General features: G+C 61.1%; 21 protein-coding genes. 4 read left to right on the top strand and 17 right to left on the bottom strand.

The genetic code is table 11. The features are described 5' to 3' along the window. Positions 1-7: 7 nt before the first annotated feature. The 11 genes from emrA to AC6I7Z_RS15115 form a co-directional block, all read right to left on the bottom strand. Positions 8-1180, bottom strand: a complete 1173-nt coding sequence (gene emrA / locus AC6I7Z_RS15165) for a multidrug efflux MFS transporter periplasmic adaptor subunit EmrA (RefSeq protein ID WP_497814825.1) — start codon at positions 1178-1180, stop codon at positions 8-10. Positions 1181-1327: 147 nt separating this feature from the next. Continuing rightward, entirely contained in the window at positions 1328-1858 is a 531-nt protein-coding gene (mprA, locus tag AC6I7Z_RS15160) for a transcriptional repressor MprA (RefSeq protein ID WP_033754123.1), read from the bottom strand. A gap of 317 nt (positions 1859-2175) precedes the next feature. Then, on the bottom strand, positions 2176-3363 hold the full coding sequence (locus tag AC6I7Z_RS15155; RefSeq protein WP_497814824.1) for an MFS transporter: 1188 nt from the start codon (positions 3361-3363) through the stop codon (positions 2176-2178). Between the two features lie 156 nt (positions 3364-3519). Continuing rightward, positions 3520-4518, bottom strand: coding sequence for a glycine betaine/L-proline ABC transporter substrate-binding protein ProX (proX, locus tag AC6I7Z_RS15150; protein WP_497814823.1), 999 nt, complete (start codon positions 4516-4518; stop codon positions 3520-3522). A gap of 60 nt (positions 4519-4578) precedes the next feature. After that, positions 4579-5730, bottom strand: coding sequence for a glycine betaine/L-proline ABC transporter permease ProW (gene proW / locus AC6I7Z_RS15145; RefSeq protein WP_497814822.1), 1152 nt, complete (start codon positions 5728-5730; stop codon positions 4579-4581). Beyond that, the gene (proV, locus tag AC6I7Z_RS15140; protein WP_497814821.1) at positions 5727-6923 is read right to left on the bottom strand and encodes a glycine betaine/L-proline ABC transporter ATP-binding protein ProV; all 1197 of its coding nucleotides are present in this window, start codon (positions 6921-6923) and stop codon (positions 5727-5729) included. The genes proW and proV overlap by 4 nt, the downstream gene beginning before the upstream one ends. Positions 6924-7307: 384 nt before the next feature. Beyond that, on the bottom strand, positions 7308-8267 hold the full coding sequence (gene nrdF / locus AC6I7Z_RS15135) for a class 1b ribonucleoside-diphosphate reductase subunit beta (protein ID WP_497814820.1): 960 nt from the start codon (positions 8265-8267) through the stop codon (positions 7308-7310). 8 nt (positions 8268-8275) lie between these two features. Next, complete coding sequence (gene nrdE, locus AC6I7Z_RS15130) at positions 8276-10414, bottom strand: class 1b ribonucleoside-diphosphate reductase subunit alpha (RefSeq protein WP_497814819.1); 2139 nt, start codon at positions 10412-10414, stop codon at positions 8276-8278. After that, the gene (nrdI, locus tag AC6I7Z_RS15125; RefSeq protein ID WP_497814818.1) at positions 10384-10797 is read right to left on the bottom strand and encodes a class Ib ribonucleoside-diphosphate reductase assembly flavoprotein NrdI; all 414 of its coding nucleotides are present in this window, start codon (positions 10795-10797) and stop codon (positions 10384-10386) included. The genes nrdE and nrdI overlap by 31 nt, the downstream gene beginning before the upstream one ends. A 4-nt stretch (positions 10798-10801) precedes the next feature. After that, positions 10802-11044, bottom strand: a complete 243-nt coding sequence (locus AC6I7Z_RS15120; RefSeq protein ID WP_497814817.1) for a redoxin NrdH — start codon at positions 11042-11044, stop codon at positions 10802-10804. 297 nt (positions 11045-11341) lie between these two features. Beyond that, on the bottom strand, positions 11342-11659 hold the full coding sequence (locus tag AC6I7Z_RS15115; RefSeq protein WP_434126991.1) for a DUF883 family protein: 318 nt from the start codon (positions 11657-11659) through the stop codon (positions 11342-11344). Between the two features lie 152 nt (positions 11660-11811). Here AC6I7Z_RS15115 and AC6I7Z_RS15110 point away from each other — a divergent pair, with 152 nt between their 5' ends. The 4 genes from AC6I7Z_RS15110 (at position 11812) to AC6I7Z_RS15095 (ending at position 15117) form a co-directional block, all read left to right on the top strand. Further along, entirely contained in the window at positions 11812-12147 is a 336-nt protein-coding gene (locus AC6I7Z_RS15110; RefSeq protein WP_048786806.1) for a DUF2002 family protein, read from the top strand. 133 nt (positions 12148-12280) lie between these two features. Continuing rightward, positions 12281-13687 (top strand): S-methylmethionine permease, encoded by a 1407-nt coding sequence (gene mmuP, locus AC6I7Z_RS15105; protein WP_497814816.1) that lies wholly within the window; start codon positions 12281-12283, stop codon positions 13685-13687. Beyond that, positions 13677-14612, top strand: coding sequence for a homocysteine S-methyltransferase (gene mmuM / locus AC6I7Z_RS15100; RefSeq protein WP_497814815.1), 936 nt, complete (start codon positions 13677-13679; stop codon positions 14610-14612). The genes mmuP and mmuM overlap by 11 nt, the downstream gene beginning before the upstream one ends. Before the next feature lie 85 nt (positions 14613-14697). After that, a complete protein-coding gene (locus AC6I7Z_RS15095) occupies positions 14698-15117 on the top strand; it encodes a hypothetical protein (protein WP_497814814.1) in 420 nt (139 codons plus the stop codon). A 6-nt stretch (positions 15118-15123) separates the two neighbouring features. Here the strand turns inward: AC6I7Z_RS15095 and speG are convergent, their stop codons facing one another. The 6 genes from speG to AC6I7Z_RS15065 form a co-directional block, all read right to left on the bottom strand. Then, positions 15124-15669, bottom strand: coding sequence for a spermidine N1-acetyltransferase (gene speG, locus AC6I7Z_RS15090; protein ID WP_497814813.1), 546 nt, complete (start codon positions 15667-15669; stop codon positions 15124-15126). 67 nt (positions 15670-15736) lie between these two features. Further along, positions 15737-16414 carry an ABC transporter ATP-binding protein gene (locus tag AC6I7Z_RS15085; protein ID WP_048786815.1) on the bottom strand — a complete coding sequence of 226 codons (678 nt, stop codon included), beginning with the start codon at positions 16412-16414 and terminating at the stop codon, positions 15737-15739. After that, positions 16407-17240, bottom strand: a complete 834-nt coding sequence (locus AC6I7Z_RS15080) for an ABC transporter ATP-binding protein (protein WP_497814812.1) — start codon at positions 17238-17240, stop codon at positions 16407-16409. Before AC6I7Z_RS15080 ends, AC6I7Z_RS15085 begins: the two co-directional genes overlap by 8 nt. Beyond that, positions 17230-18087 carry an ABC transporter permease gene (locus AC6I7Z_RS15075; RefSeq protein WP_048786819.1) on the bottom strand — a complete coding sequence of 286 codons (858 nt, stop codon included), beginning with the start codon at positions 18085-18087 and terminating at the stop codon, positions 17230-17232. Before AC6I7Z_RS15075 ends, AC6I7Z_RS15080 begins: the two co-directional genes overlap by 11 nt. Next, a complete protein-coding gene (locus AC6I7Z_RS15070; protein ID WP_497814811.1) occupies positions 18084-19136 on the bottom strand; it encodes an ABC transporter permease in 1053 nt (350 codons plus the stop codon). The genes AC6I7Z_RS15075 and AC6I7Z_RS15070 overlap by 4 nt, the downstream gene beginning before the upstream one ends. Then, complete coding sequence (locus AC6I7Z_RS15065) at positions 19136-20704, bottom strand: ABC transporter substrate-binding protein (RefSeq protein ID WP_286871817.1); 1569 nt, start codon at positions 20702-20704, stop codon at positions 19136-19138. The genes AC6I7Z_RS15070 and AC6I7Z_RS15065 overlap by 1 nt, the downstream gene beginning before the upstream one ends. Positions 20705-20707 lie beyond the last annotated feature (3 nt).

The raw sequence follows: 20707 nt of genomic DNA, 5'->3' as shown, positions 1-20707 counted from the left end.
CGCGTGATCATCCGGCGTTGGCGCGAACGATATCAGTGATCAGCTGGTTCACCGGCGCCAGGTCAATCGCCAGCGCATTGCTGCTATAGGCGGCCTGCTGACGAACGCTGGTGGCGAGGGCGCTGCCGTCTTTATTGGTGGTATCGACTTTCACCAGCGTCGACAGACCAATACGCAGCGGATGCTTCGCGATATCGTCCTGGTTAAGCTCGATACGCACCGGCAGACGCTGAACCACTTTGATCCAGTTGCCGGTGGCGTTCTGCGCAGGCAGCAGCGAGAAGGCGCTGCCGGTGCCCATATCCAGGCCGACCACTTTGCCGTGATAGACCACGTCGTCACCGTAGATATCGGCCACCACCGTCGCGTCCTGTCCGATGCGCACGCCGGCCAGCTGCGTCTCTTTGAAGTTAGCGTCGATCCACAGATTGGTGGCGGGCACCACCGCCATCAGCGGGGTGCTGGTGCTGATTTGCGAGCCGACCTGCACGCTGCGGCGCGATACGTAGCCATCCATCGGGCTGCGAATATCGGTACGCTGCAGCGCCAGCCAGGCGTCGCGCAGTTCCGCGGCGGCCTGTTTTACCGCCGGCTGCTCCTCCAGCGACGTGTTGAGGATCATCGCCTGGTTGGCGTTGTACTGCTGCACCGCCACGTCGAGCTGCGCTTTCGCGGTAGCGACCGCGTCGCGCGAGTGCTGCAGCTCTTCACGGCCAATCAGGTTAGAGGCTCCCAGCGGCTCGCGGCGTTTCAGATCCGCTTCCGCCTGCGCCAGCGCGGTTTGCTGCAGCGCGATGCTCGCCTGATACTGCCTGGCGTTGATCATCAGCTGATGGGTCTGACGCACGCTGGTGGCCAGCGCGGTCTGCGCTTTTTCAAACGCCTGCTCGGCGTCGGTTTTATCCAGCGAAACCAGCACGTCGCCTTTCTTCACGAAATCGGTATCGTCAAACCAGACCTTGTTAACGCTGCCCGACACCTGCGCCATGACCTGCACCTGATTTCCGGCCACGTAAGCGTCGTCTGTTTCCTGGAAATGCCGCAGCACCAGGAACCAGTAAACGCCCCAGGCGATGCCAGCCAGCACAAAAAGCAGCGCCAGCAGAATCAGCACTTTTTTACGCGTTTTCTTTTTTTGGGCTGGCTGTTGCGGGTTTTGCGCCTCCGCTGTTGCACTCATCTCTGTCTCCAACTGTTTCATATGCCGGGGCGCGATCGTCCCTTTTCACGGAGCCCGAGTCGAAAAAAGCCAGCGACAAGGCGCTGGCCGGATAAAAGGGGATTAAAATAACGGTTTCGACAGGTGATTGTGTCGCAGTTCTTGCTATTAGCGAGAGAGGGAGGCGATGACCTGGTCTTCGTCCATTTTGTCGAGACGATTGAGCAATTTACGCGTGATGCCTTCCAGCTGCGATTTCTCGTCGTTCGACAGCGAAGACCAGAGATATTGCAGGCTCTGATGCTGAGGCGGCAGCAGCTGACGCAGGAACTCATTCCCTTTTTCGGTGAGATGCAGATGGAGGCAGCGACGATCGTTATCGCTCTCGCGACGTTCGATCCAGCCGCGTTTCTCCAGTTCATCGGCGATGCGCGTGGCGTTGGTGCGTGAAGAACCCAGCGCGGCGCTCAGCTCGGAGGGCTGAATGCTCTGGTTTTCCTGCGCATCCAGCGTAATCAACGCCATGAATAAGGTTTCGTTAATTCCCTGCGCCTTTAACATCTTATTGCGATTTTCCAGCAGCTTTCCCTGCATGTGCATGCACAGACGCGTCAGAATGATTTCGTGCAGCGGGAAATCTTTGTGGCGATTTGCGCGGATGTTAAGCATCTGTTCAATGGGAGTAAACGAACTTTCCATTATAAAAAAACCTCACTAGTTGCAACTAATATAGTAACGATGGTGACAGATTAAGCGTAGTCATTTTTACTCCGCGCAATTGTTCAGAAGATCACACTGTCGTCATCAGGTGGTTCCAGGCCGCTCCCTGACCCTGGGCACGAAACCCTCGCGCTCTGCCGTTTGTCGCCGCAGAGCACGATATCTAAAACGGGAAGAAACTTTTTTTTTGCTAAATAATTTCGCAAGAAAAAATAACTTGTGTGAATAGGTTTGTTGCTAACCATAACAAAACTAACCATTCGTGACCAGACTCAATCACATGTTTGGTATTTTATTTACTTACTTAAGTGGGTTTCGAAGCGGTAACCGCGCCACCAAATCAGCAGGTTGAGCAGCGTCATCACCACGCCAGCGGCGCATACGCCGTACCAGCCGGCAACGTGAAAAGCGTTGGCGGAGAGCACCGAACCAAAGGTGCCGCCGATAAAATAGCTGGTCATGTAGCCCGCGGTAAGGCGATTGCGCGCCTCGGGCATCTGACTATAGATCACGCTCTGATTGGTGATATGCACCCCCTGAACCGCCAGGTCGAGCAGCAGAATGCCGACAATCAGCGCGGCCAGAGAGTGCGCGCCCAGCGCCGTCATCCCCCAGGAGGCGAGCATAATCAGCAGGCCGAGCGTGGTGGTGAGCCTGGCTTTGCCCTTATCCGCCAGCGATCCGGCCTGACGCGCCGCCAGCGCGCCCGCCGCGCCGACCAGTCCCAGCAGGCCGATTTCCCCTTCAGAGTAGCCGTAAGGCGGCGAGGCGAGCAGAAACGCCATCGACGTCCAGAGCACGCTAAAGTTGGCGAAAGAGAGACAGCCGGTCCAGGCGCGGGTACGAATCACGCGATTTGCCCGGTAGAGCTGGAAAATCGATTTCAGCAGCTGCGGATAGTTCAGCGACACCGTGGGCTTAACCTGCGGCAGAAAGCGCCACAGCGCCAGCGCCATCAGCGCCATCAGGACGCTGGCGGTCCAGTAAACGGTGCGCCAGCCGCCCAGCTGCGCCAGCGCGCCCGCGGCGGTACGCGCCAGCAGAATGCCGAGCAGCAGACCGCTCATGACCGTGCCGACGATTTTGCCGCGCTTCTCCGGCGGCGCCAGCGTCGCGGCGAGCGGCACCAGGATCTGCGCCACCACCGAGAACAGGCCGGTCAGCACCGTGCCCAGCAGCAGCAGCGTAAAAGAGGAGGAGGTGGCGGTCATCACCATGCCGCCCGCCGCCAGCAGGCTCATGCCGACGATCAGGGCGCGACGCTCAAGCATATCGCCAAGCGGCACCAGCAGCAGCAGACCGCAGGCGTAGCCAAGCTGCGCCGTGGTAACGATAAAACCCGCCATGCTGACGGAGAGGTTGAAGTTCTGGGCGACGGTATTGAGCAGCGGCTGCACATAGTAGTTGCTGGCCACGGAAAGACCTGTGGCGACAGACATCAGCAACACCAGCGCAGGCGTCAGCGTATGGCGATGAGCATTCATTTATCAGGAGCGCAGCGAGTAATAATCATAATCGGGTAATAGTAACCCAAAAAACTATTTCACTGATGTGTAATTTGACAGGACGTACCAGTCGGTTCAGCGGAAAAGAGAGAGGGCAGAGGGGCAGCGCATACTGCCCCTGGAGTGAGTCGTGATTTATCTGGCGGCCGCGAGCGCGTCCTGAATCCAGCGATCGAACTGCTGCTGGTGGGCGTTGATCCAGCCGTCAACGTGGCGGTTAATATCCGCTTCAGACGCCTGACCGGCATGCATCGCCGCATTTTCCGCATTGATATCGGTAATCGGCAGCTTCATCTCGGCAAACAGCGTCGCCGCCGCCGGGTTCTTCTCCGCCCAGGCTTTGTTAGCCACGATATGCATAGTATTGACCGGGAAGCCGTAGTTGGCGCCGTTCGGCAGTTTGGTGTCGACCTTGCTCTGCGCGCCCGGCAGCGAGGAGAACGGCACCTGCAGCCACACCACATCGCGGCCCGGCTTCAGCACGTCGCTCAGCCAGTAGGGCGTCCAGGTATAGTAGAGGATCGGCTTGCCCTGCTTAAAGCGCGCCAGGGTATCGGCGACCATCGCCGAGTAGTTGCCCATATTGGCCGTCACGGTGTCGCTCAGGCCGAACGCGGCGTTCTGATGATTGATGACCGCTTCGCAGCCCCAGCCAGGCGTACAGCCGGTCATATCCGCTTTGCCGTCGCCGTTGCTGTCGAACAGCTGCGCGATTTTCGGATCTTTCAGCTGCGCGATATTGGTGATGTGATACTGCTCGGCGGTCTTCTTGTCGATCAGATAACCCTGCGCCGCGCCAGAGACGTAGGTGCCTGCGCGGTAAAACTTCTTGTCGCCGCCTGCGGCGTTGTACATATCGTCATGCAGCGGCTGCCAGTTGGTGGCGACAAAGGTGAGGTCGCCGGCGGCGATAGAGGTATAGGCGACGTTGTAGTCAATTTCGCTCGGCTTTTCGACGGTATAGCCCAGCTTTTCCAGCGCGCGGCTCACCAGCAGCGTCTGGAAGCCCTCTTCGGCGATAGTGCTCTGCGCGGGCTTAACGGTGATGCCTTTACCCGGCAGATCGGCGGCGGAAGCCTGGGAAAAGGCGAACGTGGTCAGCACGGCGGCGAGGAGAGGTGCGGTCTTGCGCATAGTTATTCCTTATTGTCGGCGTTGCGAGGCGGGCAGCCGCGACGGGCCGCCCGAAAAAAATCAGGATTTGCGGAAAGGGCGCGTCAGCAGGCCGACCGGGCCGGTATGGCTCCAGTGGCGGCTGCCGCGGCTGCGGCCGTCGCGACCTACGGACTGAGTAAGACGGTCAAGGATAATGGCGAGGATCACGATGCCGACGCCGCCCACGGTGGCCAGACCCATATCGAGACGGCCGATGCCGCGCAGCACCATCTGGCCGAGCCCGCCGACGGCGATCATCGAGGCGATCACCACCATCGACAGCGCCAGCATCAGCGTCTGGTTGACGCCTGCCATAATGGTCGGCATCGCCAGCGGCAGCTGCACTTTAAACAGCATCTGACGCGGGCTGGCGCCGAAGGACTCGCTGGCCTCGATCAGATCGGCAGGCACCTGCTTGATGCCGAGGATCGTCAGGCGCACCATCGGCGGCAGGGCGAAAATAATGGTCACCACCACGCCGGGCACGTTGCCGATGCCGAACAGCATGACGATCGGCACCAGATAAACAAACGCCGGCGTGGTCTGCATCGCGTCCAGCAGCGGCCGGATGATACGGCTCGCGCGCTCGCTGCGCGCCAGCCAGATGCCGAGCGGCAGCCCGATGACGATGCAGAACAGCAGCGCGGTCAGCACCAGCGCCAGCGTCACCATCGCCTGCGACCAGGCGCCGATGGCGCCGATCAGCACCAGCGAGATCAGCGTCGCGACGCCCATCGCCGGGCTGGCGATCTGCCAGGCGATCAGGGCGAACACCACAATCGCTACCGGCGCAGGCAGGCTCTGCAGCAGCTGCTGAAAAGCGCTCAGGATATAGTCCACCGGCACACGCACGCCCTGAAACAGCGGACGGAAGTGATTTACCACCCAGTCGATGCCTTCGGTTACCCAGCGATCGAGCGGGATCAGCGTTTTATGAAAGGGATCGAGCAGATTAAAATGCTCCGGCTGCGGCGCCGGGGCGCTGCTCAGCCAGTCGCTGCCGCTGGCGGCGGCGTCATGGGCGGCGCCGCCGTCGGGCGTGCCCCAGGCGTCAGCGCCCTGACTGGCTGGCGCGGCGTGCGGCGCGGCGGCATCCCCCGCGCCGGACCAGGGATCGCTGCTCGCCTGCGCGGCGTCTGTCTGGGGCGCGGCGCTCGCGCTATCCCATGGATTACTGTTCTGTTCACTCATGACGAAGCTCCCTCACGATCTAAAGCGCGTAACAACATGCCTTTGGAAATGATGCCGACGTACTGATTCTCTTCGCCCACCACCGGCACGGCGCAGGGCGCGTGCGCGACGTGGCCGAGCAGATCGTTCAGCGAGGTATCGGAGGGAACGGCGGCCGGCGCGTCGAGCAGGGCGCTATCCAGCCCTTCGCCCGCCGCCAGCGCCGCTTTCAGCGAGTCGGTCGAAACCACGCCGATAAACTTCTGCTTCTCCAGCACATAGCCGAATTCGCGATCCTCATCCTGCAGCAGCTTGATAGCGGAGCGCGGGCCGAAGCCGGGCGCTTTGCGGATCAGCGAGCCTGCGCTGCGGCGGGCGATATCTTTCGCGCTGAAGACGTGGCTGATATCGACGCCGCGGAAGAAGGTGCGCACATAGTCGTTGGCCGGGTTATTCAGAATTTCGTCCGGCGTGCCGACCTGCACCACTTCGCCGCCCTGCATAATGGCGATGCGGTCGCCGATGCGCATCGCTTCGTCGAGATCGTGGGAAATAAAAATAATGGTGCGCTGATGTTTCGCCTGCAGCTTAACCAGCTCGTCCTGCATTTCGGTGCGGATCAGCGGATCGAGCGCGGAAAATGCTTCGTCCATCAGCAAAATATCGGGATTGATCGCCAGCGCACGCGCTAATCCCACGCGCTGACGCATACCGCCGGAAAGTTCGTCGGGATAAGCGTGGGCGTAATTTTCCAGCCCGACCTGACGCAGCGCGTCCAGCGCTTTTTCCTGACGTTCCGCCAGCGGCACGCCGGCTAATTCCATGCCGAAAGCGGTATTATTTAGCACGTTCATATGCGGCATCAGCGCAAATGACTGAAAGACCATGCTGATCTTATTTCTGCGCACCTCGCGCAGTTCGCTGTCAGATATTCTGGCGATATCGACGCCGTCAATAATTACCTGGCCCCGTGTGGGCTCAATCAGACGATTGAGAAGGCGAACCATGGTTGATTTTCCAGAGCCGGAAAGTCCCATGATGACGAATATCTCGCCTTCTTCAATGGCCAGACTGGCGTTTTTGACGCCCAGCGACAAACCGGTCTTCGCCAGTATTGTCTCTTTGCTTTCCCCTTTTTCAATATATTTAAACGCGCGGTCGGGATTGTCCCCAAATATTTTATAAAGATTTTTTACTTCAAGTTTAATTGCCATGCAGTGATGAAATCCTGGTTAAATTATTTTGAAGTTCAGCTTTCCTGGTCAAATTTACGCGGGTCATACCGTAACATACTGACACTATCTGACAACCCTGAATGGCGATATTCATTGCGAAAGAAACGGCGCGGGCGGCAGAATTTCCAGTGCTCACAAGGGATGAGGGCAAAATAATTTTTTGCCGGCGCGATGCCGATTTATGGCGATTTGACGCCGTCAGCGGCAAAATTGTCAGAAAAGAACATGCTGAAAAGAGGCAATTAAACTCTTTTTAAAGGGAATGGAGGGCGAAATAAAAAAGGCGTTTTTGCGAAATAACCGGCAGCCAGCGGTGCGGAAAAAATAATAGTGTCGGGCCGCGACGGGCCCGACGCAGGGCGATTAAAAGTCCCAGTCTTCGTCTTCGGTTTCTACCGCTTTGCCCATCACATAGGAGGAGCCGGAGCCGGAGAAGAAATCGTGATTTTCATCGGCGTTGGGCGAAAGGGCGGCGAGAATCGCCGGATTCACCGCGGTGAGTTCCGCCGGAAACAGCGCCTCATAGCCCAGGTTCATCAGCGCCTTATTGGCGTTGTAGTGCAGAAAGGTCTTCACCTCTTCCGCCCAGCCAACGTCGGCGTAGAGCGCTTCGGTATAGGCGACCTCGTTGTCATACAGCGCCAGCAGCAGATCGTAGGCGAACTGCTGCAGCGCCTCTTTGCGCGCGTCATCAACCTTCTCCAGCGCCTGCTGATACTTATAGCCGATGTAGTAGCCGTGCACCGCTTCGTCGCGGATGATCAGCCGAATGAGATCGGCGGTATTGGTCAGCTTGCCGCGGCTTGACCAGTACATCGGCAGCCAGAAGCCGGAGTAAAAGAGAAATGACTCGAGAAACACGCTGGCGATCTTTTTCTTCAGCGGATCCTCGGCGCGGTAGTGCTGCAGAATAATGCGCGCCTTGTTCTGCAGCGCCTCGTTCTCCTCGCTCCACTGATAGGCGGCGTCGACGTCGCTGGTGTTGCAGAGCGTGGAGAAGATCGAGCTGTAGGAGCGCGCGTGCACCGCCTCCATAAAGCTGATATTGGAGAGCACCGCCTCTTCGTGCGGCGTCAGCGCGTCCGGCATCAGGCCCGGCGCGCCGATCACGTTTTGAATGGTGTCGAGCAGCGTCAGCCCGGTAAAGACCCGAATCGTGAGCTGCTGCTGCTGGCTGTCCAGCGTCTGCCAGGCGGGTAGATCGTTCGACAGCGGCACCTTTTCCGGCAGCCAGAAGTTGCTGGTGAGACGGTTCCACACCTCAAGATCTTTCTCGTCCTGAAGACGGTTCCAGTTAATCGCCTGAATCTGTTGTAGTCGCATAGTTTTCATCACAGGGCGCAGGAAACGCAGCCCTGCACCTCCGTGCCCTGTAGCGCCATCTGGCGCAGTCGAATGTAGTAAAGCGTTTTGATGCCTTTCTTCCAGGCATAAATCTGCGCTTTGTTGATGTCGCGGGTGGTGACGTCGTCGCGGAAGAAGAGCGTCAGCGACAGGCCCTGATCGACATGCTGCGTCGCTTCGGCATAGGTGTCGATAATCGCTTCCGGCCCGATCTGGTACGCATCCTGATAGAGGTCGAGGTTCTCGTTGGTAAGGAAGGGCGCGGGATAATAAACGCGTCCGGTTTTGCCCTCTTTGCGGATCTCAATGCGCGACACGATCGGGTGGATGCTCGAGGTGGCGTGGTTGATATAGGAGATAGAGCCGGTCGGCGGAATCGCCTGCAGGTTCTGGTTATATAACCCGTGCGCCATCACCGCTTCGCGCAGCGCCTGCCAGTCGGCGCGCGTCGGCAGGGCAATTCCCGCCTCGGCGAACAGGCGCGCTACCCGCTCGGTGCGCGGCAGCCAGTCGCGCTCGACATACTTGTCGAAGTAAGCGCCGCTGGCGTAGGCCGAGCGCTCGAAGCCGTCGAAGCGCTGCCCGCGCTCGCGCGCCAGCTGATTCGAGGTGCGCAGCGCGTGCCAGGTGACGCAGTAGAAATAGAGATTGGTAAAATCGAGCGCCTCCGGCGACCCGTAGGCGATCCCCTCCCGCGCCAGATAGCCGTGCAGGTTCATCTGGCCCAGACCGATGGCGTGCGAGCGCTGGTTGCCTTCGGCCACCGACGGCACCGAGCCGATATGGCTCATATCGGAGACCGCCGTCAGCGCGCGCACCGCCACCGCCACGGTATTGGCCAGATCGCCCGAATCCATGGCGTGCGCGATATTCAGCGAGCCGAGGTTGCAGGAGATATCCTTGCCGACGCGGCGGTAGCTGAGGTCCTCGTTGAACTCGCTGGCGCTGTTGACCTGCAAAATCTCCGAGCAGAGGTTGCTCATATTGATGCGGCCGGCGATCGGGTTGCTGCGGTTCACGCTGTCCTCATACATGATGTAGGGATAGCCGGACTCGAACTGGATCTCCGCCAGCGTCTGGAAGAAGTCGCGCGGCTGGATCCAGCGCTTACGGATGCGGTCGTCCGCCACCATCTCCTCATACTTCTCGCTGATGCTGATATCGCCGAACGCCTGGCCGTAAATGCGCTCGACGTCGTAGGGGGAAAAGAGCGCCATCTGGCGGTTCTCTTTCGCCAGCTGAAAGGTGATATCGGGGATCACCACGCCGAGCGACAGCGTCTTGATGCGGATCTTCTCGTCGGCGTTTTCCCGTTTGGTATCGAGAAAGCGCAGGATGTCGGGATGATGCGCGTTGAGCCACACCGCGCCCGCGCCCTGACGCGCGCCAAGCTGATTGGCGTAGGAGAAGGCGTCCTCCAGCATCTTCATCACCGGAATCACGCCCGACGACTGGTTCTCGATGCGTTTGATCGGCGCGCCGTTTTCGCGCAGGTTAGAGAGCAGAAACGCCACGCCGCCGCCGCGCTTGGAGAGCTGCAGCGCGGAATTCACCGCGCGGCCGATCGACTCCATATTGTCTTCGATGCGCAGCAGGAAGCAGGAGACCAGCTCGCCGCGCTGCTGTTTGCCGCAGTTCAGGAAGGTCGGCGTCGCAGGCTGAAAGCGGCCGCTCAGCATCTCTTCCAGCAGCGATCGCGCCAGCGTCTCGCTGCCCTGCGCCAGCGTCAGCGCCACCATGCAGGCGCGCTGTTCGAAGGTCTCCAGATAGCGTTTGCCGTCGAAGCTCTTCAGCGTATAGCTGGTGTAGAACTTCCACGCGCCGAGAAAGGTTTTAAATTCAAAGCCCCAGGCCGCCGCCTCGTCATGAAAACGGCACAGAAAGTCGAAGTCGTACTGATTCAGCACCGCCGCTTCGTAATAACCTTCTTCGACCAGATAGCGCAGGCGCTCCGCCGCGCTGCTGAAAGCGAGGGTGTTCGGCGCGACGTGCTGCAGAAAGAACTGGCGCGTCGCCTCGCGATCTTTGCCGAACTGGATGCGGCCATCGGCATCGTAGAGGTTCAGCATGGCGTTCAGCGCATGATAGTCGAGCGTTACGCCATTGAGGGTGTCTGTTGTTGCCAAAATTGGGTTACTCCCGCTTTAACCGTGGCGATGTCGTCCGGCGTTCCCATCAGCTCCAAGCGGTAGAGCACGGGAACCTGGCATTTTTGCGCGATGATGTCGCCCGCCAGGCAGTAAGCCTCGCCGAAATTGCGGTTGCCCGCGGCGATCACGCCGCGAATGCCGCGCCGGTTCGATTCATCATTAAGAAAGTGAATAACCTGTCTGGGCACCGCGCCGCGGCTGCCGCCGCCGCCATAGCTGGGCACCACCAGAATATAGGGCTGGCGCTGCTGCAGGCGCGCGGCCAGATCGAGCGGAATGCGCCGCGCCGGCAGACCCAGACGGGTAATAAACCGATGGGTGTTTTCCGACTGGCTGGAGAAGTAGACCAGTGGAAACATGGCGCTACTCTCCTGCCGCCACAGGCTGGCGCAGAGCGGCGATCTTGTCTGGACGGAAGCCGCTCCAGTGGTCGCTGTCCGCCATCACCACCGGCACCTGGCGATAGCCGAGCGCTTTCAGTTTGTCGGCGGCTTCAGGCTGCGCGTCGAGATTAATCAGCTGATAGGCGAGGCCGCGACGATCCATCGCGTTCTTAGTCGCGTTGCACTGGACACAGTTATCTTTAGTGTAAATAATAATGCGCATGATTCGTATTTCCATTAAGTCATGGGCCAGGTGGGGTAAACCGCAGACGATGCTCTTATTTCAGGACAACGTCGCGGCTCGCATCTTGTGTCTGGTTGATAGAAGGAATACTAGATATAGCGTTGTAAAAATTCAAGCACGCTATATATAGGGTTTTCGGCAAAAGATCGGCAAAAAACGGCTAACGTCAGGCGGCATGGGGATCGGGGCAGCGGAAAGAATTTTGTAAAGACGTCGAGGCTGAAAAAAGGCAAAAAAAAGCCCCGCTTGCGCGAGGCCTTGAGGATTCTGACGAGATTAGCGGCGGCCGACCAGCAGCGCGCCTAATACCAGACCAACCGCGGCGCCGATGCCGACGCCGTGCCAGGGTTTGTCGTGCACGTAGGCATCGACCTGATAGCCTGCGTCGCGTGCCGCCTGCGAAACGCGATTATGACCGCCGTTCAGTTTCGCGCGCGTCTGCTTCAGCAGCGCCTGCGCCTGGCTGCGCGCAGAGTCCACCTCATCTTTCGCTTCGCTGCCGTAGGATTTCAGCAGCGCTTCCAGCGAATCCGCGAGATCGTTCACATCCTGGTTAACATCAATGTCATCGTTTTTAGTGGTTCGATTAAACATTTTTTCGCTCCCTTTGATTTTAAACGTAATACTGAGTGTAGACGATGCGCAGATAAACGCATCGGCACATCCGGGGTTTAGGGAAATTCCGAAAGCCGCACGGCGGCGTGCTGTTGTAAGGTTGCGAGGCTTGAAAGAAGAGAGGAGAGAGCATGTATTTACGACCCGATGAGGTAGCGCGCGTTCTGGAGAAGGCGGGATTTGAAGTAGACGAGGTCACGCCCAAAGCTTACGGCTATCGCCGTGGCGACAGCTATGTCTATGTTAACCGCGAAGCCCGTATGGGACGCACGGCGCTGGTGATCCACCCCACGCTAAAAGAGAAGAGTCAGCCGTTCGCCGAACCGGCGTCAGAGATGAAGACCTGCGATCACTACACGCGGTTTCCGCTCTATCTGGCGGGCGAGTCGCAGGAGCACTACGGCATTCCCCACGGATTCAGTTCGCGCGTTGCGCTGGAGCGCTACCTGCAGAGCGTCTTCGGCTGACCACGGCCAGCCCCGTCAGCGCGGGGCACGGCGTTTTTTTAGCAAAACCTTATCTTTTATCACGTTGCAATTCCCGGCGGCGACGCGTATAAACCTGCCATATAGATGTTTAGACGTCCATATGGATGAAAAGATGAGCGAGCAGGAAACCCCTTCACGGGAACAATTCAAGCGCACGATGAAAACGCGCCATCTGGTGATGCTATCGCTGGGCGGCGTTATCGGCACCGGGCTGTTTTTTAATACCGGCTATATCATTTCCACCACCGGCGCGGCGGGCACGCTGCTCGCCTACCTGATCGGCGCGCTGGTGGTCTGGCTGGTGATGGTCTGTCTCGGCGAGCTGTCGGTGGCGATGCCGGAAACCGGCGCCTTTCACGTCTACGCAGCGCGCTACCTCAGCCCAGCTACCGGCTACACCGTCGCCTGGCTTTACTGGCTCACCTGGACGGTGGCGCTCGGCTCCAGCTTTACCGCCGCGGGCTTCTGCATGCAGTACTGGTTTCCCCAGGTGCCGATATGGATCTGGTGTCTGCTGTTCTGCGTCGCCATCTACTTACTGAATATCATCTCCACGCGCTTCTTCGCCGAAGGGGAGTTCTGGTTCTCGCTGATCAAGGTGGTCACCATCATCGCCTTTATCGTGCTGGGCGCGGCGGCGATGTTCGGCTTTATCCCGCTGAAAGACGGCAGCGCCGCGCCGGGACTGGGCAATCTCACCCAGCACGGCTGGCTGCCGCACGGTATTCTGCCAATTATCATGACCATGGTGGCGGTTAACTTCGCCTTCTCCGGCACCGAGCTGATCGGCATCGCCGCAGGCGAAACCGAAAATCCGCAGAAGGTGCTGCCGCTGGCGATCCGCACTACGGTGGCGCGGCTGATCATCTTCTTTGTCGGCACGGTGCTGGTGCTGGCGGCGCTGATCCCGATGGATCAGGCGGGCATCGTCAAAAGCCCCTTCGTGGTGGTGTTCGAGAAGATCGGCATTCCTTACGCGGCCGATATGGTTAACTTCGTGATCCTCACGGCGATCCTTTCAGCGGCGAACTCCGGGCTCTACGCCTCGGGACGCATGCTCTGGTCGCTGGCGAATGAAAAGACGCTGCCGCGCTGCTTTGCCCGCGTCAATAAACGCGGCGTGCCGCAGCTGGCGATCACCGTCAGCATGCTGGGCGGCGTACTGGCACTGCTCTCCAGCGTGATCGCGCCGGACACGGTGTTCGTCGCGCTGTCGGCCATCTCCGGCTTTGCGGTGGTCGCCGTCTGGCTCAGCATCTGCGCGTCGCACTATATGTTCCGCCGCCGTCATCTGGCGCAGGGCAGGGCGCTGGGCGAGCTGCTCTACCGCGCGCCGTTCTATCCGCTGACGCCGATACTGGGCTTCGCCCTCTGTCTGCTGGCGTGCGTCGGGCTGGCGTTCGATCCTTCGCAGCGCATTGCGCTCTGGTGCGGCATTCCCTTTGTGCTGCTCTGCTATGCGGTTTACGCTGTCACCCATAGAAAATCCCAGGCTGAGGAGGCCAAAGATGCCGCATAATTCCGTGGCGCAGGCGCTGGCTGAAAGCGACATGCTGATTCTTGACGGCGCGCTGGCGACCGAACTTGAGGCGCGCGGCTGCAACCTGGCGGACGCCCTCTGGTCCGCGAAGGTGCTGATGGAAAACCCTGAGCTGATCTATCAGGTGCACTACGACTATTTCGCCGCCGGGGCGCGCGTCGCCATCACCGCCAGCTATCAGGCGACGCCGCAGGGCTTCGCCGCGCGCGGGCTGGACGAGGCGCAGTCGCTGCAGTTAATCGCCCGCAGCGTTGAGCTGGCGCGGCGCGCGCGCGACGACTACCGCGCCGCAAGCGGCTGTCAGGCCGCGCTGCTGGTGGCGGGCTCGGTCGGGCCGTACGGCGCCTTTCTCGCCAACGGCGCGGAATATCGCGGCGACTATGCGCTGCCGGAGGACGAGATGAAGGCGTTTCATCGTCCGCGCGTGCAGGCGCTGCTGGCGGCGGGCGCCGATCTGCTGGCGTGCGAAACGCTGCCCTCGTTTGCCGAAGCGCGGGCGCTGACCGCGCTGCTGGCGGAGTTTCCCGAGGCGCAGGCCTGGTTCTCCTTTACGCTGCGCGACGCGACGCACATCAGCGACGGCACGCCGCTGCGCGAGGTGGCGGCTTTCCTGCAGGCGCAGCCGCAGATTGTCGCGCTGGGCATCAACTGCGTCGCGCTGGAGCAGGCGACGCCGGCGCTCCAGCAGCTGCAGACGCTGACCAGCAAGCCGCTGGTGGTCTATCCCAACTCCGGCGAGCAGTATGACGCCGTCAGCAAAAGCTGGCACTCCGCGCCGTCGGGCTGCACGCTGCGCGACAGGCTGCCCGAGTGGCGCGCCGCCGGCGCACGGCTGATCGGCGGCTGCTGCCGCACCACGCCGCAGGATATCGCGGCGATTGCGCACGGCTGTCAACCGCAATAAAGCGCAGAAAACAGGCGATGATAGGGCGATTAACCACGCAAGGGCGGTTTACACTGCCCTTTCTGACTCTTAAGCGGATCCCTTCATGAAACAGCCACTTCTTATCCTTGCCGCCGCGCTGCTGCTTAGCGGCTGCGCCTCGATTGTCGGCTCGTCGACCCAGGCGGTGCGCATCGACTCGCTGCCGCAGGGCGCGCGCTTTACCGTACAGGATGAGGATGGACGTTCGGTGGCGGAGGGCTATACGCCGCAAACCGTCGAGCTGGCGAAGTCGACCGGCCGCTATTTCGGCAAGAAGCACTATCAGGTGATGCTGGAGAGTCCGGGCTACGTGCCGGTGACGCTGCCGATCGAAGGCAAAGCGAATCTCTGGTATCTGCTGGGCAATATTCCGCTGGGCGGTTTTCCCGGCTGGCTGCTGGTCGATCCCTTTAACGGCGGAATGTACAACCTCCAGCCGGAACATCCGCGGCCCTTCCTGAATCCGGTCGGCGCGCGCGGCTAGCGGCGACTACTGCGCGGTGGGTTTCACCATCGCGCCGCCTGAGCGGAACCTTTCCAGAAACTGATGCTGAAAAATGCACATGCGGATGGTATTGCGATACTCGCCGTTGATAAAGAACTCGTGCTTCAGCACCCCTTCCGTCTCAAATCCCAGCTTGCTGTAGATGTGAATCGCCTTCTCATTCTCCTGATCGACGATCAGATAGAGCTTGTAGAGATTCAGCACTGAAAAACCGTACTCCATCGCCAGCTTTGCCGCCTGGCTCGCCAGCCCTTTGCCCTGATGCGCCGGATCGATAATGATCTGAAACTCGGCGCGGCGATGCACGTGGTTGATCTCCACCAGCTCCACCAGTCCGGCTTTCAGGCCGTCGTGCTCCACGACGAAGCGGCGTTCGCTCTGATCGTGAATATGCTTGTTATAGAGATCGGAGAGTTCGACAAAGGCCTCGTAGGGCTCCTCGAACCAGTAGCGCATGACGCTGGCGTTGTTATCCAGCTGATGAACGAAGTGCAGATCTTCCCGCTCCAGCGGGCGTAGCTTAACCGTCATGGTCACCTCTTTGCAGACAGATTTCGCGCGAGTATAGCGCACAAGGCGCGCCAGCTCGCGCGAAGCTTTATGCGCCGATCTGCTCGACGATGCGCCCCTGCGCCATGCGCGCGGCGCGATCGCACATATGGTCGATCACGTCGGGATCGTGGCTGACCAGCACCATCGTCAAACCGTCGTCGCGCTTGAGATCGTTCAGCAGGTTAAGGATCTCCGCCTGTACCGACATATCGAGCGCCGAGGTCGGCTCATCCAGCAGCAGGATCTTCGGCTCCAGCAGCAGCGCGCGCACGATCGCCACGCGCTGGCGCTGGCCGCCGGAAAGCTGGTGCGGATAGCGCTCCGCCAGCGCCGGATCGAGCCCGACATGGCGAAAGCCCTGATCGATGCGGTCGTCGATGCTGTCGCGGCGCAGCAGCTTCAGCGGCTCCGCCAGGGTGCGGCGCAGGCGGTGGCGCGGATGCAGCGAGGCGTAGGGATCCTGAAACACCATCTGCACGTCGCGGCGCAGCTGGCCGGTAAAGGGCTTGCCCGGCGCGACGTCGCTGCCCGCCAGCGCCATTTTTCCCTGCCAGTGCGGATTCAGCCCGGCCATCACCCACAGTAGCGACGACTTGCCGCAGCCGGAAGGGCCCACCAGGCCGAAGCACTCGCCGGCGTTGACCTGCAAATCGACCTCGTGCACCACGGTGCGCAGCTCATAGCCCTGCTTGTGCGCGACGCTCAGCCGCTGAAGATTAATCATGATTCGCCTCCAGCGCGGCGCGATCCAGCACCGGCAGCGGCTGGCCGTGGGTCGCTTTGCTCGGACGGCACGACCAGAGCGTGCGCGTATAGGGGTGGGTGGCGCGCGGCAGATCGGCGGCGGGCAGCGTATCGAGCACGCGGCCTTTGTACATCACCATCACGCGCTCGCAGTGTTCAGAGACCTGCTGCAGATCGTGGCTGATCAGCAGCAGACCCATATTGCGCGCCTCGACCAGGCGACGGATCAGCGCCAGCACCTGATCGCGCATGGCGTGATCGAGCGCCGAGGTCGGCTCGTCGGCGATCAAAAAGGCGGGATCGGTAATCAGCGCGATCGCCAGCATCACGCGCTGGCCCATGCCGCCGGAGAGCTGGTGCGGATAGCGCTGCATCAGCTGACGCGGCTGCGGCAGGCCCACGGCGTCGAGCATCTCGCACACTTTCTCTTTGCGCTCGCTGCGGCTCAGGCGGCGGTGCAGCAGCAGCGGCTCCTCGACCTGCCAGCCGATGGTGCGCGTCGGGTTAAGCGCATATTTCGGGTCCTGCATCACCATCGCCACCGTATCGCCGCGCAGCGCGCTCCAGGCTTTTTCGCTCAGGCGCAGCGCGTCGTGACCGGCTACCTCCAGTTTCTGCGCGTGCAGATGCAGCGCAGGGGAGAGCAGCCCCATCAGCGAGCGCGCGGTCAGCGACTTGCCGGAGCCCGACTCGCCCACCAGCGCCACGCGCTCGCGGCCGATGCGGAAGCTGATGTCGTCCACCAGCAGCGCGTCGTCGCTGCGGATGCTCAGCGATTCGGCGTTAAGTAACAGATCATTTGGCATGGCGGGTATCCAGTCGGTCGCGCAGGCCGTCGCCTGTCAGGTTAAAGGCCAGGCTGGCGAACAGAATCGCCGCGCCGGGGGCGGCGGCGACCCACCACTGGTCGAAGATCACTTTGCTGCCTTCCGCCACCATCGAACCCCATTCGGCGGTCGGCGGCTGCACGCCCATGCCGAGGAAGCCGAGGCCGGCGGCGGAGAGAATAATGCCGCCGAGGCTGAGCGCGGCGCGCACCACGGCGGTGGGCAGACAGAGCGGCAGAATATGGCCGAACATCAGGCGCAGGCCGGTGATGCCCTGCATCCGCGCGGCGGCCAGATAGTCGCTGCGGCGCAGCGCCAGGGTTTCGGCGCGCGCCTGGCGGGCGAAGGGCGGCCAGCTGGTGAGCGCCAGCGCCAGCGCGCCGTTCATCAGGCCAGGGCCGAGCATCGCCACCAGCGCCAGCGCGATCACCAGATTCGGCAGCGAAAGAAAGATATCGGTAATGCGCATCAGCACGCGCTCCGTCCAGCCGCCAACGTAACCGGCGGTAATGCCGACCAGCAGGCCGACCGGGATGGTCAGCACCAGGATCAGCGACACCAGCAATAGCGTCGGGCGCGCGCCGTAGATCACGCGCGACAGCAGATCGCGGCCGAAGCCGTCAGTGCCGAACCAGTGCTGCGCCGACGGCGGCAGCAGGCGCGCCGATATGGTCTGCATATTAGGATCGAACGGCGCCAGCAGCGGCGCAAGCAGGGCGGTCAGCACCAGCACCGCCACCAGCGTCAGGCCGATGGTCAGCGAGGTGACGCGACGGCGACGGCGGCGCGGCCGCACGGTTTCGAGTTCAGAGAGTTGTTGCGTCATCGGGTTCTCGGATCGGTTAACCAGGTTAGGGCGTCCGCCAGGGCGTTCAGCAGTATGAAGCAGGCGCCGATCAGCAGCGTAGAGCCGAGGATGGCCGGTACGTCGGCCGAGAAGAGCGCGTTGGTCATGTAGCGTCCGACGCCCGGCCAGGCGAAGACGGTCTCGGTCAGCACCGAGCCCTCCAGCAGCGTGGCGTAGGAGAGGGCGATCACCGTCACCAGCGTGCCCAGCACGTTGGGAAAAATATGGCGCAGCAGAATGCGGCCGCGACCGGCGCCTTTGGCGCGCGCCAGCGTCACATACTCTTTGCTGCTCTCTTCCAGCAGCGCGGCGCGCAGCAGACGGGTAATGCCCGCCATCGCCAGCAGGCCGAGGATCACCACCGGCAGCCAGAGGTGGGCGATGGCGTTGCGGAACATCTCGCGATCGCCGGAGAGCCAGCTGTCGATCAGCACGAAGCCGGTTTTCGGCTCCAGCGTATAGACGTAGAGATCGTCGAGCCGCCCCGGCCCTGCCGACCAGTGCAGCACGGCGTAAAACAGCAGCAGCCCGAGCAGGCCGAGCCAGAACACCGGCACCGAGTAGCCGAGCAGGGAGACGAAGCGCGCCACGTTGTCGATCACGCTGCCTGGCTTCCAGGCGGCGAGCAGCGCCAGGCTGACGCCGAACAGGGCGGCGAAAATCATCGAGCAGGTCGCCAGCTCAATCGTCGCGGGAAAGGTCTGCATCAGATCGTTCGCCACCGGCTGATTCGTCAGATGGGAAAGACCGAGATCGCCGCGCGCCAGATGTTCGAGGTAGCGCCAGAACTGCACCAGCACCGGCTGATCCAGCCCCAGCTCGTGGCGCACCTGCGTATAGGTCGCTTCGCTGGCGTGATCGCCGGCGATCTGCTGCACCGGATCCACCGGCGAGAGGTGCGACAGCATAAAGGTAAAGGCCAGCAGCCCAAGCAGCGTCACCAGCAGCGACAGCAGGCTGGCGGCCAGCCGCGACAGGCGCGGCCAGAGCTGCCGGGCGAACCCGGCCTCCGAGGCTGACTGCGCCATTATTTGCTGACCTGCGAGTAGTAGACCATGTCAGGGTTGATGCCCTGCACGTAGCCTTTCAGGTTATCGCGCAGCGCGACCAGGTTGCGCGCCTGCAGGCCGATCACGTACGGCGAGTTTTTCAGCACCGATTCCTGCATCGCTTTGTAGAGCGCCACGCGTTTCTGCGGATCGCTCTCCGCGGTCGCCGCCAGCACCTGCTTGTTCAGCTCGGGAATATGCCAGTCGGAGCGGTATGCGATGGTTTTGCTGCCATCTTCCGGGTTATAGGCGAATGAGGCGGCGTTGGTGTTGGGGTCGAAGTAGTCCGCGCCCCAGGCGTTCAGCGTCGCCTGATACTTATGCGCCTTCACGCTGGTGGAAACTTCCGAGCTCAGGCCCGGCTGGACGTTGATCTTCACGCCGCCTTTGGCGAAGCTGCCCTGCAGCGCCTGGGCGATATCGAGGTAGGGCGGCTGGTTGCTGGTGGAGAGATCGAAGCTGACGTTGGTCAGGCCCGCTTTCTGCAGAATCGCCTTCGCCTTTTCAGGATCGTAGCTGTAAGGGGTATCGTTGACCGCGCCGAGGAAGCCTTTCGGCAGGAAGGTCTGATGCACGTCGAACTGGCCTTTCAGCAGGTCGTTGGCGATGCCCTTATAGTCGAACAGGTAGCGCGCCGCTTCCCACAGCGCCGGGTTCTTCAGAGTCTCGTTGCCGCCGACGTTGAACTGAATGTAGTAGAGCGACGCCATCGGGTACGCTTCCGTCTTCACGCCCGCCTTGCCTTTCAGCGCGGCGATCTGATCGGCGCCGAGGTTACGCGCGATATCCGCATCGCCCTGCTCCAGCAGCAGACGGCGCGCCGCCGGTTCCGGCACGTTTTTAATCAGCACGTTTTTCAGCTTCGGCGCGCCGGCCGGCGAGGTCGGGTTGGCGCTCAGCAGTACCACCTGATGCAGCACCACTTTGCGGATCTGATAGGGGCCGCTGCCCGCGGAGTTTGTCGCCAGCCAGCCGTTGCCCAGATCGCCGTTCTTCGCGTTCGCCATGACGGTTTTTTCATCGACGATAGAGGAGACCGGCGCGGAGAGCAGGCTCAGCACGTAGGTCGGGCTAACGTTGGCGGTCCAGCTGATCTGCACGTGGTTGTCGTCGACTTTCTTCAGGAAAGTATCGACGTTCTCTTTGGTCCAGCCGAGCTGCGTCAGAATAAAAGAGGGATCGAGGTTGAGCTTCACCACCCGGCCCAGCGAGAAGATAACATCTTCCGGGCGCAGCGGATTGCCGCTGGAGAATTTAGCGTCTTTGCGCAGTTCGAAGGTCAGGCTGCGGTTATCGCTGCCCGGCTGCCAGCTGCTGGCGAGCGTCGGTTTCAGATCCGTCGGGTTTTGCGGATCGGACTGGACCAGGCGCTGATAAAGATTGGTAAAGGCCTGCACGCTGGTGAGTTCAAACCCTTTGGCGGGATCGAAGCTGTCGGCGTCATCGATAGACTGAGCGATAACCAGGGTATCTTTGGGCGTGGCGGCCTGCGCGGCAAAGGCGGCGGTCAGCGAAAGCGCCAACAGGGAAGCAGCGGTTTTTTTCATGGT

The organism is Pantoea sp. X-Soil-MYKO-1289 (genome assembly GCF_059730625.1).
Note: the sequence above shows the minus strand (reverse complement) of the source record. Positions and strands in the feature narration are given on the sequence as shown.